Source organism: Erythrobacter sp. (genome assembly GCF_011765465.1).
GTDB lineage: Bacteria > Pseudomonadota > Alphaproteobacteria > Sphingomonadales > Sphingomonadaceae > Erythrobacter.
Window position 1 is genome coordinate 2,399,300 of record NZ_CP050265.1, and the last position, 12,902, is coordinate 2,412,201.

Annotated in this window: 15 protein-coding genes; 11 read left to right on the plus strand and 4 right to left on the minus strand. The window is 68.4% G+C overall.

All coding sequences use genetic code 11. From position 1 onward, the window contains the following. The first annotated feature begins 148 nt into the window (after positions 1-148). A complete protein-coding gene (locus G9473_RS11490; protein ID WP_291133471.1) occupies positions 149-3,361 on the plus strand; it encodes a CHAT domain-containing protein in 3,213 nt (1,070 codons plus the stop codon). 119 nt (positions 3,362-3,480) lie between these two features. On the opposite strand, the gene G9473_RS11495 is transcribed toward G9473_RS11490, so the two are convergent. Continuing rightward, positions 3,481-3,822 (minus strand): hypothetical protein, encoded by a 342-nt coding sequence (locus G9473_RS11495; RefSeq protein WP_291133472.1) that lies wholly within the window; start codon positions 3,820-3,822, stop codon positions 3,481-3,483. An 86-nt stretch (positions 3,823-3,908) separates the two neighbouring features. On the opposite strand from G9473_RS11495, the gene G9473_RS11500 reads away from it, so the two are divergent. The 3 genes from G9473_RS11500 to G9473_RS11510 all read left to right on the plus strand — a co-directional run bounded on the left by G9473_RS11500 (position 3,909) and on the right by G9473_RS11510 (position 6,832). Further along, a complete protein-coding gene (locus G9473_RS11500) occupies positions 3,909-4,535 on the plus strand; it encodes a hypothetical protein (RefSeq protein WP_291133473.1) in 627 nt (208 codons plus the stop codon). Between the two features lie 279 nt (positions 4,536-4,814). Next, a complete protein-coding gene (locus G9473_RS11505) occupies positions 4,815-5,861 on the plus strand; it encodes a ribonucleotide-diphosphate reductase subunit beta (protein WP_291133474.1) in 1,047 nt (348 codons plus the stop codon). A 275-nt stretch (positions 5,862-6,136) separates the two neighbouring features. After that, entirely contained in the window at positions 6,137-6,832 is a 696-nt protein-coding gene (locus tag G9473_RS11510; protein WP_291133475.1) for a TIR domain-containing protein, read from the plus strand. 310 nt (positions 6,833-7,142) lie between these two features. Here G9473_RS11510 and G9473_RS11515 read toward each other — a convergent pair whose 3' ends face one another. Both G9473_RS11515 and G9473_RS11520 read right to left on the minus strand, forming a co-directional pair. Beyond that, entirely contained in the window at positions 7,143-7,736 is a 594-nt protein-coding gene (locus G9473_RS11515) for a thermonuclease family protein (RefSeq protein ID WP_291133476.1), read from the minus strand. Between the two features lie 229 nt (positions 7,737-7,965). Further along, the gene (locus G9473_RS11520) at positions 7,966-8,490 is read right to left on the minus strand and encodes a thermonuclease family protein (RefSeq protein ID WP_291133477.1); all 525 of its coding nucleotides are present in this window, start codon (positions 8,488-8,490) and stop codon (positions 7,966-7,968) included. A 169-nt stretch (positions 8,491-8,659) separates the two neighbouring features. On the opposite strand from G9473_RS11520, the gene G9473_RS11525 reads away from it, so the two are divergent. The 5 genes from G9473_RS11525 to G9473_RS11545 all read left to right on the plus strand — a co-directional run bounded on the left by G9473_RS11525 (position 8,660) and on the right by G9473_RS11545 (position 10,897). Next, positions 8,660-8,923: a DUF465 domain-containing protein gene (locus G9473_RS11525; RefSeq protein WP_291133478.1), complete on the plus strand. Its 264-nt coding sequence runs from the start codon at positions 8,660-8,662 to the stop codon at positions 8,921-8,923. Further along, positions 8,916-9,062 (plus strand): hypothetical protein, encoded by a 147-nt coding sequence (locus G9473_RS11530; RefSeq protein WP_291133479.1) that lies wholly within the window; start codon positions 8,916-8,918, stop codon positions 9,060-9,062. Before G9473_RS11525 ends, G9473_RS11530 begins: the two co-directional genes overlap by 8 nt. A 210-nt stretch (positions 9,063-9,272) precedes the next feature. Next, positions 9,273-9,530 (plus strand): hypothetical protein, encoded by a 258-nt coding sequence (locus G9473_RS11535; RefSeq protein ID WP_291133480.1) that lies wholly within the window; start codon positions 9,273-9,275, stop codon positions 9,528-9,530. 80 nt (positions 9,531-9,610) lie between these two features. Then, positions 9,611-9,895 carry a hypothetical protein gene (locus G9473_RS11540; RefSeq protein WP_291133481.1) on the plus strand — a complete coding sequence of 95 codons (285 nt, stop codon included), beginning with the start codon at positions 9,611-9,613 and terminating at the stop codon, positions 9,893-9,895. An 81-nt stretch (positions 9,896-9,976) separates the two neighbouring features. Then, entirely contained in the window at positions 9,977-10,897 is a 921-nt protein-coding gene (locus tag G9473_RS11545; protein WP_291133482.1) for a sulfotransferase domain-containing protein, read from the plus strand. A 7-nt stretch (positions 10,898-10,904) separates the two neighbouring features. Here the strand turns inward: G9473_RS11545 and G9473_RS11550 are convergent, their stop codons facing one another. Next, positions 10,905-11,408, minus strand: a complete 504-nt coding sequence (locus G9473_RS11550; RefSeq protein WP_291133483.1) for a thermonuclease family protein — start codon at positions 11,406-11,408, stop codon at positions 10,905-10,907. Between the two features lie 171 nt (positions 11,409-11,579). Between G9473_RS11550 and argB the strand changes: the two genes are divergently transcribed. After that, positions 11,580-12,506 (plus strand): acetylglutamate kinase, encoded by a 927-nt coding sequence (argB, locus tag G9473_RS11555; protein WP_291133484.1) that lies wholly within the window; start codon positions 11,580-11,582, stop codon positions 12,504-12,506. Between the two features lie 99 nt (positions 12,507-12,605). Further along, positions 12,606-12,902 carry a YggT family protein gene (locus G9473_RS11560; protein WP_291133485.1) on the plus strand — a complete coding sequence of 99 codons (297 nt, stop codon included), beginning with the start codon at positions 12,606-12,608 and terminating at the stop codon, positions 12,900-12,902.

Genomic DNA, 12,902 nt, shown 5'->3' on the forward strand with positions numbered 1-12,902 from the left:
CCTGCGGGGGGCATTTCACGGACTTGCAGCGGCGCTCGCGCTCGCGCTTGCCTGCGCGGTTCCGGCCGGGGCGGGGGCTGCGGCCGCGGACGAGCGGGAGCGCAGCCACGCGGAACAGGCCGAGCGCGCGCTTCTCCTCGGCATCGACATGGCCGCGCGCGAGGCGCTGCTCGCCATCGCGAACGAACCCGACCCCTTCGAACGCGAGCGCGCGCTCGGCGGCATAACGACCCGGCTCTTCACGCTCGAACGCGAAGGCGAGCTGGCCCGCGCCGCCGCCTTTGCGCGTTACGCCTACGAAACCCTCGCCCCGCTCGCGGTGGGCGGGGAGCGCGCCTTCCTTCCCGTCGCCAATGCGCAGGCGAAATACTGCTCGCTGACGGGCGATCTCGCCTGCCTCGACGTCGCCTCGCGCAAGGCGATCGAGCTTATCGGAGGCATCCCAGCGCAAAGCCCCGGCGGCGAGGAGGCCGCCGCGCTCGAATGGCGCGCGGTCGCGCTGGTGCTCGCCGGCGATGTCGCGGCGGCCAAGCCCTACCTCGTCCCGCTCAGCTATGCCGTGGAGCCGGACGCCGACCACGAAATCGCCGACCAGATCGCCTCGATCGTCACCGTGCGCGGAGACTTTTCGGGCGATTTCGCGATCCGCCTGCGCCGCGCCGCGCTTGGCCTGCTGGACGAGGAAGACCGGCGCGAGCGGCCTTTCATCGTCGCCAATATCGCGACCGCGCTGGGCGCGGATTGCCTCGGCGCGGGGAGGCTGGGCGAGGCCGAGGCGGCGTGGCGCACGGCCTATGAAATCGCGCTCGAAAACTATCCGCCCGATGCCATCGCCACCACGATGAGCGCGCGCAACCTCGCCACCGTGCTGGTCCTGCGCGGGCGACGCGACCTCGCCCTGCCGCTGTTCCGGCGCAACTGGGAAATCGCCCGCGAGGCGCAGGCGTGGGAGGCGGACTACGGCTCCGAAGTGCGGGACTGGATCACCGCGCTGATCGAGGCCGGGCGCACCAGCGAAGCGCTCGAAACGAGCGCCATGGTGTGGGAAGAGGCGCGCGCGGCGCAAGCCATCGAGGACGCGGTGCTGGCGCAATATGGCATCGCGCGCGGGGAGGCGCTGGAGGCGGCGGGCGACTTTGCCGAGGCCGTGGACGTCCTGCGCGAAGCGGCGCGGCTCGCGGACGGGGCGCAGCGGCTCGGCGCGCCCGAAATCGCCCGCCTGCTGGCGCTCTCGATCGAAGGGCAGGACCGCTGGGCCGAGGCCGAAGCCTTCCGGCGCGAGGCCTACTCCTATGCCGCGGGCGACCTGCTCGAAGGCGCGTTCAGCGCGAACCGCGTGTGGGCGGGGCTCGCGCTGGCGCGCAACCTCTCGATGCAGGGGCGCAGCGCCGAGGCCGAGCGCCTGTTCACCGAAATGCTCGAACTGGCCAAGGCGCGCTCCGACCCGGCGCGGATCGCCGAAGGCGACGCCGCGCTCGGGCTGGCGCGCCATTTCATAGGGCAGGACGACCCGGCCAGGGCGCTCGGCTTTGCCCGCACCGCGCTCGACATCCGCGCGAGCCAACTCGCCCGCCTCGCCCCCGGCGCGGGCGAAAGCGCCTTCCTCGCCGCCGCGCGGGGGCAGCGCCGCGCCGCGCGGCTCGCGGTGCAGGCCCTGCTCGCGAGCGGGGCGGAGGACGCGGATGCGCTCGCCGAGATGTTCGCCGCCGCCCAGCGCGCCGATACGAGCGCGGCCTCGATCGCGCTCTCGACCCGCGCGGCGAGCGCGCTGGCCCGCGCGGCGGGAGCGGGGGAAGCGGTCGATGACTGGCGCGCGGCGCAGGGCAGGCTCGACGCGATCGACGCGCGGCTGCTGGCGCTCGAGAACGCAGGCGCGGAATCGAGCGCCGGGGACCGCAGCGCGCTTTACGAGGAGCGACAGGCCGCGCTCGCCGATTTCGCCCGCATCGAAGGCGAATTGCGCGAGGGCTTTCCCGCCTTCTTCGACCTCGCCCGGCCCGCCCCGGCCGAACTCGATGCGATCCGCGCCGTGCTCGGCGAAGGCGAGGCGCTGGTCCTGCTGGTGCCGGGCGATAGCGAGTCGCAGGACGCAGGCTTCGGCGGAGCGGTGATCGCGCTGACCCGCGACGAGGCCGCCGCCGCGCGAATCGCGCTCGCGCCGGGCGAGCTCGCCGACCTGACGCGCAAGCTCCACCGGGGTCTTGCCGAACCGGGCAGCGGCTACACCGACCAGCCCGGCTTCCTTCCGCCCGAAGTGCGCTATTCGCGCGCAGATGCGCACCGACTCTACCAAGCGCTGTTCGCCGACCCGCGCATCGCCGCCGTGCTCGAACCCGCGAGGCGCTGGACCATCGTGCCGCAGGGCGAGCTTGTCTCGGTCTCGTTCGAGGCGCTCGTCACCGCCCCGCCGCCGGGGGGCGAGGACAGCGACGCCGACCCCGCCGCCCTGCGCGCGACGCGCTGGCTCGGCATGGAGCGCGCGCTTGCCATCGCGCCGTCGGTCGCCTCGATCGCGCTCGCGCGGATGGAGACACCGCGCGGCTGGGGGCGCGCGCCGGCCCCGTTCCTCGGCATCGGCGACCCGGCCTTCGATGGCGAGCCCGATCCGCCGGTGACCCTGCCCGACGACCTGCGCGAGCGCGGCCTGCTCGCCGCGGTGCGCGCGCCGGGGGCGAGCAAGGGCTATTTCCGCGGGCCGGTCGCCGATCTCGAAGCGCTCGCGGGCCTTGAGCGCCTGCCGGGGACCGCGCTCGAAATCCGCACGCTCGCCGCCGTGCTGGGGGCGGGCGAGGACAGCGTGCTGACCCAGCTTGCCGCGACCGAGGCCAATGTCACCGCGCTGAGCGAAGAGGGCAGGCTCGGCGGGGCGGAACTGGTGGTGTTCGCGACCCATGGCCTGATCGCGGGCGATGCGGGCGATGGTCTTGCCGAGCCCGCGCTCGCGCTGACCCCGCCGCCGGGCGCGTCGCAGGACGCACTCGAGCCGGGCAATGACGGCCTGCTGACCGCGAGCGAGGCGGCGGCGCTGAAGATCGCGGCGGACTGGCTGATCCTGTCGGCCTGCAACACCGCCGCCGGGTCCGGGAGCGGCGCGCAGGGCCTGTCGGGGCTGGCGCGCGGGTTCCTCTATGCGGGCGCGCGCTCGCTGCTGGTGTCGCATTTCCCGGTGAGCGACCGGGCGACGCCCCGGCTCACCTCGACCGCGGTGACGCTGCGGCGCGAGGAGGGGCTGGGCCGGGCCGAGGCAATGCGCGAGGCGCGCCGCCGGATGCTCGCCGACACGTCCGACGATGCCGGGGGCGCGAGCCTCGCCCACCCCAAGGCGTGGGCTGCGCTGACTCTCATCGCGCCGGGCGCCTGAGGCTGGACGCAAAAGCGCCGCAGCCGGGCAAGGCCCGCTGCGGCGCTCAATCTGATAGGCAATGGCCCTTTATTCGCCCGAAAGCGGGCGCCGTTTATTGGCCCGATAACGGGCGCCGTTTATTCGCCCGAAAGCGGGCGGGCGGCATCGGTGCGCACGCGGGTAGCGGGATCGTCCTCGCTCTCGCCCAGCGCGACCGGATCGATCGCGCCGCCGACAGAGCCAAAGCCCATTTCGGCGGCGGGCCTGTCGCCCGCCTCGTCGCGGTTGGGCCGCGCATCCTGCTTGTATTCGCTGTGCGCGAGATCGCCCATCACGCTGTCGGGCGCGCCTTCCTCGCGCAAGCCGGGTTCGCGCGGGCCGGTGCGCTCGGGCTCCATCGGGTGGGTCGAGGGCGTGAGCGTGATGTTGCGGCTGTCGCCGTCGGGAAAGGGGCCGGTGATGGGTTCAGACTTCGCCATGGGGTCTCTCCTGTCGATTTGACTGTTACCCGACCAACCCGCCGCGAAGCCGCCCCGTTCCGAGAAAGTCCCTTGCGAAGAGGGACATGGGCTGTGAAACTCGCGCAAGCGAAGGGGGAAGCGGCGTGGCCGAGTGGACCTATGGCGAACTTGCGAGCGCGATGCTGTTCGGCGCTATTGTCGGCGCGGGCGTGCGGCTCGCGTGGCACGCCTGGCGCGACCGGCGCGCGCTGGCGGAACGGTTCGCGCCGGGCCGCTTCGACCCGCCCGAATTCGAGATCGCCCCCGTCACCGCAGACGAGCGCGCGCGGCTGTGGGAGACGACGGCGTGGTTCGCGCTCCTCGGTATGGTCGGCGGAGCTTTCGTCACGATAGACGACCCGCGCCTTTTCTCTGTCATCTGGGCGCTCGGCCCGATCGTTTTGATCGTCTACATCCACCTCGGCCGCCCGCTACCCGGGGATGCTGAGGCAATCCGCGAATTCGTCGAAGCGCACGGGACCGAGCCGACCACCCGCCACCTCACCCAGCCGCACTGGCAGGCGCTCGCGATCCTCGCCGCGCTCGTCGCGGCATGGGCGGGCGGCCTGTTCGAGGGGCTGTTCGCATGGTTCCCCGGCTGGCTCTTCGCCATGCTCGCCTTCGCCCTCATCGGCTATTTCACCACCAGCGTCCTGCGCGCCGAGCGCGACCTCTTCCGCCGCGAAGGCTGACCGGCGCGCCCCGCTTGCAACAGGTGCAATGCGCGGTGATGCGTGCCGTGCATCGGACGGGTCGCAGCCCTTTCCCCCGACTCGATTCGACTCAGGAAATGCACGGCTTATCCCCACCGAATCATACGCGCTTGCCTTCGATTCCTTTGTTTGTTTCCCTACATAGGAAGACGCACTCAAACCGAAGGGACCACAAGATGTCGTTGCTCGAAGCCCGCACGACTGACTAGCTGTCCACCACATATTGATGCGCTGAATTTCCAACCACGGAGACCACCAATGTCGTTGCTCGAAGCCCGCAAGACCTACAAGCCGTTCGAATATCCGTGGGCCTACGACTTCTGGAAACGCCAGCAGCAGATCCACTGGATGCCCGAGGAAGTGCCTCTGGGCGAGGATTGCCGCGACTGGGCGCAGAAGATCACCGAGCACGAGCGCAACCTGCTGACGCAAATCTTCCGCTTCTTCACCCAGGCCGACGTCGAGGTGCAGGACTGCTACCACGACAATTACGGCCGCGTGTTCAAGCCGACCGAGGTCAAGATGATGCTCACCGCCTTCTCCAACATGGAGACGGTGCACATCGCCGCCTATTCGCACCTGCTCGACACGATCGGGATGCCCGAAAGCGAATACGCCGCCTTCCTCGAATACGAGGAGATGAAGGACAAGCACGACTACCTTCACCAGTTCGGCGTCGACACGGACGAGGACATCGCCCGCACGCTCGCCATGTTCGGCGGCTTCACCGAGGGGCTGCAGCTGTTCGCGTCCTTCGCCATGCTGATGAACTTCCCGCGCCACAACAAGATGAAGGGCATGGGCCAGATCGTCAGCTGGTCGGTGCGCGACGAATCGCTCCACTGCGAGGGCATCATCAAGCTCTTCCACGCCTTCTGCGAGGAGCGCGGCTGCCTCACCAAGGCGGTGAAGGAGGACATCATCGACATCTGCCAGAAGACCGTGCGGCTGGAGGATGCCTTCATCGACCTCGCCTTCGAGATGGGCCCGGTCGACGGGATGAGCCCGAAGGAGATCAAGAAGTATATCCGCTACATCGCGGACTGGCGCCTGAACCAGCTCGGCCTGCCGCCGATCTACATGGTCGAGGACCACCCCCTGCCGTGGCTCGCGCCGCTCTTGAACGGGGTCGAGCACGCCAACTTCTTCGAAACCCGCGCGACCGAATATTCCAAGGGCGCGACGCGCGGCAACTGGAACGACGTGTGGTCGAGCTTCGACAAGCGCCAGAAGGCGAAGGCGGTCAACGAGGACGGCGCGGGCGAGGAAGAAGCCGGGCTGTTCGGGGTTGAGGCTGCGGAGTAGGGGGTGAAGCGCGATTCATTGGAGGGGCCGATACTTGAGGCATTGAGCCAGAATGGCGGTAAGGCGCGCATTGCTGATGTCTGTAAGTATGTCTGGGATAATTACGAAGCTGATATCCGAAAATCCGGGAAGTACTTCTATACTTGGCAGTATGAACTAAGATGGGCGAGTGACGAACTTGTGCGGAAGAGCAAAATTAAAAAGGGACCGCCTCGGGGGTTTGGTGCTTAATATAATCATTTCATTAGATTGCGAGGAACCATTTTAGGTGTACGATGCAGGGCTGGGAATTAGAAGATGTTAGGGACACCCTCCAAAACAACGGGTTAGTCATCACATCAGAAGCCCGTATGGGAAATGACAAAGGAACACAATTTCGCTGCTCGGGCGGCGAAGTTATCAATCTCTATGATTCAGGGAAAGTTGTTGTCCAAGGCAAGAGGCAGTCAGAGATAAAGGGGCTCTTTGGCATTGAACATTCGGCTGCTCCTAAAATTCCAAAAGCAACGCCACACAATCCGCGGAAGGTGTTTGTAGTCTATGGGCACGACACTGATGCCCGCGATCAATTGGAGGCGATGCTACGCCGCTGGGGGCTCGACCCTCTCATACTCGACCAACTCACAAGCGGCGGCCAAACGATCATTGAAAAACTCGAAAGTGTCCAAAAGGAAGCAAATTTTGCTGTAGTTCTTGCTACCCCTGATGACCAAGGCCACAGGTCTGAGCATCCAGAGGAGTTGGCCTATCGCGCCAGACAAAACGTAGTCTTGGAGCTCGGCATGATGTTATCCGTCCTTGGACGCGAAAGAGTTGCGATATTGCTTAAGGGGCAAGAAGCAATGGAGAAGCCCTCCGACATCCAAGGCCTTCTCTACATTCCCTTTAAAGAGAATGTTGATGAAGCAAAACTCCTGCTCGCAAAAGAGATTGATGCGAAAGGCATACCGATTGACTTGAAGCGAGTGTAGCACGTTCTCAATTGTGTGACCGACCGCTTGTTATCCGAAAGCCATGGGTGTCATCACCGCGAACGCGGGGACCCAGTGTGGCGCCGCGTTCCCGAGCCGCTGGGTTCCCGCTGGCGTGGGAATGACGCGGAAGCGGGGGAGCGGGCCGCCTTGCCCTTCGCGTCTCCCCGGGCTTGCCTGCCCGGAGCGCAGGTCGGGGACCCGGGGCCCCGCTTCCTTCCTTTCCGCCGGTCAGAAAGAAGCGGGATCCCCGCTTTCGCGGGGATGACGAAATGGGGCGAAACGGCGAGGGGGCGTCTGGATCCCCCCCTCAACACCAAGCCACCCGCGCCCCGCCCCAGCGTTCGGCCAGCCCTTCGCGCACCAGAAGCTGCCCGAGGCTCTCGCCGCCGCGGGTCACGATGCGCAGGGCCCGGCCATAGCGGTCGCGGCTTGCGGCTCCGGGGGCGGCCTCGAGCGAGAACGCGCCTGCGTTGAGCAGTTCCTGCAGCCGCCGCGTCGCGCGCTCGCCCGCCGCGCGTTCGCGTCCGCAGGCGGGGCTGAACACCTCGGGCGTGTCGATGTCGGCCACGCGGATTTTCTCACCCCGGTACCAGATCGTGTCCCCGTCGACGACGCAGGTGACGCGCTTGCGTCCCGAACAGATCGGGAAGAACGCGCGCTCGCGGTCGGAGGGGGAAGGGGCCGGGCCCGCCCGTGCTGCGGATGCCTCGACCGCGATGCCGTCGCCGGACGTGGGCGCGAGGAACACCGCCGTGAACGCCGCCGCCGGAAGCAGGACGAGCAGCACCGGAAACCAGCCCACGCGCCGCTTGGCAGGCACGGCGTAAGCGTCCACCTTCGCCCAGCGGGACGAGCGGGCCTTGCGCCTTCGGCCAGTATCGAAACGCACGACCTTTCCCATGCGCCGCACGATGCCGCGCCATGTCTCAAGATCGCGCTAACGCTCCGCTGCGCCGGGCCGGCGTTGCAGCCCCTCCGCGCCGCGAAATCCAACACCGCTGCCGGTAGGAACCGCCGCGCGCCGATCCAACATCTGCCCTCGAAAAACGCCGCGCGCGAACCCCCGCCCTCCGGCAAAGCGTATGACCGACGCGCACCAACGCCCAACACGATCGGGCCTCGACGCCGCCTCAGCACCACTCCCGCCGGGGGCCGCCCCAGCGCATGGCGAGGCCCTCGCGCACCAGCCGCTGGCCGAGGCTCTCGCCGCCGCGCAGGACCACGCGCAGGGCACGGCCGTAGCGGTCGGTCTCGCGCCCGCTCGGCGGCAGGGCGAGGGTGAAGGCGCCTTCGTTGAGGAGTTCCTGCAGCCGCCGCGTCGCGCGCTCGCCGATCATGCGCTCACGCTCGCACGAGGGGCGGAAGGTCTCGGGCGTGTCGATGTCGGCGATGCGGATCTTGGTGCCGCGATACCAGATCGTGTCGCCGTCGACGACGCAGGTGACGCGGTTCGAGCCGGAGCAGATGGGGAAGACCGCGCGCTCGGCCCCGCCGCGCGCCGCCTCGGGCAGGCTGGCGGCGACCTGCGCCCCGGCCGCACCCGTGCCGCCCGGACCCGGCGCGAGGAACACCGCCGCGAAGGCCGCGCCGCCAAGCGCCAGGGTCAAAGCCCCGAACCAGCGCACGCGCCGCGAAGTCCTGCCCGAAGATCCCATGACCGGCATTGCTAGAGTCTCGCGGCGGAAGGCTCAAGATTGAGTGAACGCAAATCCCGCGAAGAGTCGCAGGGCGGACAGTCACCGGGCGGCGTCCCTTTGACTCAGGTCAAGGACGCGGGTGCGCCCCCCGCATAGCCTGCTTCTCACCACCAATGGGGAGAAGCTGATGTCCGCCCACACGCCGCACGAACTCGTCGACGAATTTCCGCACGATGTGGAAACGCTCCACCGGCTGAAACTGGCCGATGCGCATTTCAACAGCCTCGCTGCGCGCTATCACGCGGTGAACCGGGCGATCCACCGGATCGAGAGCGAGATCGAACCGGCCAGCGACGATTACGCCGAGGAGCTGAAGCGCCGCCGGCTCGCGCTGCTCGACGAGATCGCGCTGATGGTCGAGCGGGCCGAGGGGAAGATGGCCCATGCCTAGGATGATGCCCGGGCTCTTGCCGGGTCCGCGCGGCCTCGCCCGCCGCATCCGCAGGCACCGCCGCCGCCGCCATGCCGCGATGGCGCTGGTCGGCACGGCGCTGCTGGCGCGAAGGGCGATCAAGCGCGCCCGCGCCTGATCGCCGACGCCTAATCCGATCCCCCGTCGCCACGAGAAGCGGGGGTGCCGCTTGCCGACCGATCCCACGGCAGCGGAACCTGAGGGCGGCGCACGAGGCGATGCGCCGCCCCATTTATCTGACGCCGACCCGCGGCGACCCGGCGGTTTTCCTTTTGCCCTCGCCGGCAGCCCTGCGTTATCTTCGGTGTGACGAGAAAGGAGAACCCGCATGACCACACCCAATCGCCGCGCGCTTGTCAGCGTCGCTTTCGCCCCCGCCCTTGTTCTCGCGGCCTGCGGGGGGCCGGAGGAGGAGCCCGCTTACGAGGTCGATGCCGAGGATCTTTCGGGCGGGGAATTGCAGGTCCGCACGCCCAAGGAAGGCGAAGTCCCGGTCGAGCTGCCCAAGACCGAAATGACCAATGTCCCGCCCGAAGAGGTCGGCGAAGATGGCGGGGCGATAGAGCCGGAAGACAGCGCCGAATAGGCGCGCGGGCTGCATAACCGGCAAGGGCGCGATCGGAACGGGCTGGGGCGGGGCGCGTAAGGTCATCGAAGGAGATGACGATGCACCACGCCGCCACCCACCCCATCCGCCCGCAAACCGTGTCGCTGGCGCTCGCCGCGCTGCTCGCGCTGGCCGGATGCGGCGCCGAGCCCGCGGATACCGAACCGCTCGACGAAAACGCCGAGGGCGAGATCGTCGGCGCGGAGCCGGTCGAGGACCACGAACCGGGCCAGTCGCCCGATGCGATCAACGATCCCGTGCAGGAAGGCCCGCCGCTCATCAACCGGACCGGCCCCGACGACGAAGCCGACATCGACATCGGCTCCGAGGCCGACGAATACTAGGCGCGCGTCGATCACCCGCTTGTCGCGCGACCGTGCCGGGCGCATAGGTCGGAACAGGGCGCGGCAATCGAGGGGAAGGACATGGAAGAGACCACCGCGGCATTGCCGGGCCGGGCGCGCAGCATCGAGGAATTCCCTGCGATCATGCAGGCCGCGATGCAGGGCGAGCGGCCCCGTCACCGCCCCTATGCGCCTGCCAAGGACGGCCCGCGAGACGTCTTCATCACCAGCTGGGCGAAGAGCGGCACGACACTGATGCAGCAGATGTTCCACCAGCTGCGCATGGCGGCGCAAGGCGGGGACATGGATTTCGACGACATCAGCCGCGTCGTGCCGTGGGACGATGTCGCGCTGCTGCTCGATTTCGACATGACGGCGCCCCAGCGCGCGCTCCCGCGCGGGTTCAAGTCGCACCGCGAATACGAGCGCCTGCCCGCAGGCCAGCGCTATGTCGTCACTCTGCGCGATCCGAAGGAGACCTTCGTCTCCTTCTACCGCTTCCTCAACGGCTGGCACCTCGAGCGGGACGCGGTGGCGATGGAGGACTTCATGCCGCTCTGGCTGGGCGGCGGGCCGCAGGGGTGCGACTATTTCACCCACCTCCTGAGCTGGCACGCGCGGCTCGGCGAGCCCGATACGCTGGTGATGACCTATCGCTCCGTCGTGCAGGACAGGGCGGCGGCGGTCCGGCGGCTGGCGGCGTTCTGCGAGATCGTGCTGTCGGGTGAGGAAGAGGCGCTGGTGCTGGAGCGGACGAGCCGCGCGTTCATGGCCGCGCACCGCGACCGCTTCGACGACGGGATGATCTGCCGCGTGCTGGAGGAGAAGGCGGGCGTTCCCGCCGCGAGCGATTCGGCAAAGGTGCAGGACAAGGGCAGCACCACGGATGCGCTTCCGCATTCAATCGCCGAGGCGATCGACGCGATGTGGGCCGAGCGCGTCCTCTCGGTCACGGGACACGCCGATTTCGATACCCTCGCGCGCGAGGTCGAACGGACCTAGGCACACTTCATTCGCACCAGTCGGCTTTCGGCGCGTCGCGCCCGCCGCGCGCGGCAAGGCCCCGCGCGATCATCGCCTCGGCCAGCATTTCCGGCTCCTCGCCCTCTCCGCTCGCCCGCCGCGCCCGGCGCAGCTCTCGGCCATAGCGGTCGCGCGGGGGCGCAGCGCCGCCGTTCCATTCGAACGGACCCTCGCCCAGCCATTCATGCAGCGCCTCGCGCGCCTTGCGGGCGAGCGCCCTTTCCGTCTCGCAAGCCCCGTCGAGCTCGGGCGCGTCGAAGCCCATGAGGCGGATGCGGCGCGGCTCGCCCACGCTTTCGAACACCACCACCGTGTCCCCGTCGACGACGCAGCCGCCCGCTCCCGCGCTGCCCTCGCCGCACAGGGCGAAGCGCGTTTCCACCGCGACCCAGCCGCGTTCCTGGAGCACCGGCCGAACGCCGAACCACCATGCCGCCATGACGATCCCGAGCAGGGCGGGTACGCGCCACAGCAGCCACCACGTCAGCATCCGGGGCGACGGTCCGGACCTGCGGCGCAGCGGTGAACCAAAACGAGGCGGCATCGCGGGACGGGCTAGCAAAGCGCGCCGCGCCCCGCCACTCGCCTGCGCCGATCCGCGCTTTGCATCCGTCCCGCGAGCGGCTAAGCGGCGCGCTCGCAAGGCAAGCGGAAAGGCGGCATGATGAGCGCGAACGGGGAAAACGCGGGCGACCTCGCCCGGGGCCTGTCCAAGGCCGAGGTGCTGATCGAGGCCCTGCCCTATTTCCAGCGCTATGCCGGGCGCACCTTCGTCGTGAAATACGGCGGGCACGCGATGGGCGAGCCGGAGGCCGCGCGCGACTTCGCCGAGGACATCGTGCTGTTGAAGGCGGTCGGCATCAACCCGGTCGTGGTCCACGGCGGCGGCCCGCAGATCGGCGAGATGCTGCGGCGGCTGGGGGTGGAAAGCACCTTCATCGACGGGCTGCGCGTCACCGACGAGGCGACCGCGAAGATCGCCGAAATGGTCCTGTCGGGGGCTATCAACAAGGAACTGGTCGGCTGGCTCGCCGGGGCGGGCGGCAAAGCGATCGGCCTGTCGGGCAAGGACGGCGGGCTCGTCACCGCAAGGAAAGTCGAGCGCACCACCAAGGATCCCGAAAGCCTGATCGAGAGCGTGGTCGACCTCGGCTTCGTGGGCGAGCCGGAAAGCGTAGATACCAGCGTGATCGACACCGCGGTCGCCGCAGGGATGATCCCGGTGATCGCCCCCATCGCGCCGGGAGCGGACGGGGCGACCTACAACATCAACGCGGACACGATGGCGGGCGCTATCGCGGCGGCGCTGGGGGCGGCGCGGCTGTTCCTGCTGACCGACGTTGCGGGCGTGCTCGATGCGGAAGGCAAGCTCCTGTCCGACCTTACCCCGGCCGACATCGCGCGGCTCAGCGAGGAAGGGGTCATAAAGGGCGGCATGGTACCCAAGCTCGAAACCTGCGTCGCGGCGGTCGAATCGGGCTGCGAGGCGGCGGTGGTGCTCGACGGGCGGGTGCCGCACGCGATGCTTCTCGAATTCTTCACCGCGCGCGGTGCGGGAACGCTGGTGCGCGCCGGGAGCAATCCCTAGGTAGGGGGTCTGGCGCAGGCTGTATTGCTCGTGTAATACGCCGCGAAGGGACGACCATCTGCGCGAAACGCGCACTTCAAACCGATAACAGGCAGGTCCATGCAAGCATTGTTCACACTCTACCAGATCGTCGACGTCCTCGTTGGCGTACTGGTCATGCTCATCATCATCCAGTTCGTGATCGGGCTGCTCTTCGCCTTCAACGTGGTGAGCCCGTCCAACCAGTTCCTGATGGCGTTCTACACTTCGATCAACAGCCTGCTCGATCCGATATTGCGCCCCATCCGGCGGATCATGCCGGACACGGGGACGATCGACTTCTCGCCCCTGGTGCTGATCCTCGGCTTGCAGATTTTCCTCATCATCCTCGATGGCCTCATCCGAAGCGCCTACTGA

What these genes read in the sequence shown, in the direction of transcription:
- G9473_RS11530 (WP_291133479.1), top strand. Translation starts at nt 8,916, where the DNA reads ATGCCTAGGATGATGCCCGGGCTCTTGCCGGGTCCGCGCGGCCTCGCC.
- G9473_RS11510 (WP_291133475.1), top strand. Translation starts at nt 6,137, where the DNA reads ATGCAGGGCTGGGAATTAGAAGATGTTAGGGACACCCTCCAAAACAAC.
- G9473_RS11505 (WP_291133474.1), top strand. Translation starts at nt 4,815, where the DNA reads ATGTCGTTGCTCGAAGCCCGCAAGACCTACAAGCCGTTCGAATATCCG.
- G9473_RS11500 (WP_291133473.1), top strand. Translation starts at nt 3,909, where the DNA reads ATGGGCTGTGAAACTCGCGCAAGCGAAGGGGGAAGCGGCGTGGCCGAG.
- G9473_RS11550 (WP_291133483.1), bottom strand. Translation starts at nt 11,408, where the DNA reads ATGCTGACGTGGTGGCTGCTGTGGCGCGTACCCGCCCTGCTCGGGATC.
- G9473_RS11525 (WP_291133478.1), top strand. Translation starts at nt 8,660, where the DNA reads ATGTCCGCCCACACGCCGCACGAACTCGTCGACGAATTTCCGCACGAT.
- argB (WP_291133484.1), top strand. Translation starts at nt 11,580, where the DNA reads ATGATGAGCGCGAACGGGGAAAACGCGGGCGACCTCGCCCGGGGCCTG.
- G9473_RS11535 (WP_291133480.1), top strand. Translation starts at nt 9,273, where the DNA reads ATGACCACACCCAATCGCCGCGCGCTTGTCAGCGTCGCTTTCGCCCCC.
- G9473_RS11560 (WP_291133485.1), top strand. Translation starts at nt 12,606, where the DNA reads ATGCAAGCATTGTTCACACTCTACCAGATCGTCGACGTCCTCGTTGGC.
- G9473_RS11520 (WP_291133477.1), bottom strand. Translation starts at nt 8,490, where the DNA reads ATGGGATCTTCGGGCAGGACTTCGCGGCGCGTGCGCTGGTTCGGGGCT.
- G9473_RS11495 (WP_291133472.1), bottom strand. Translation starts at nt 3,822, where the DNA reads ATGGCGAAGTCTGAACCCATCACCGGCCCCTTTCCCGACGGCGACAGC.
- G9473_RS11515 (WP_291133476.1), bottom strand. Translation starts at nt 7,736, where the DNA reads ATGGGAAAGGTCGTGCGTTTCGATACTGGCCGAAGGCGCAAGGCCCGC.
- G9473_RS11490 (WP_291133471.1), top strand. Translation starts at nt 149, where the DNA reads ATGGCCGCGCGCGAGGCGCTGCTCGCCATCGCGAACGAACCCGACCCC.
- G9473_RS11540 (WP_291133481.1), top strand. Translation starts at nt 9,611, where the DNA reads ATGCACCACGCCGCCACCCACCCCATCCGCCCGCAAACCGTGTCGCTG.
- G9473_RS11545 (WP_291133482.1), top strand. Translation starts at nt 9,977, where the DNA reads ATGGAAGAGACCACCGCGGCATTGCCGGGCCGGGCGCGCAGCATCGAG.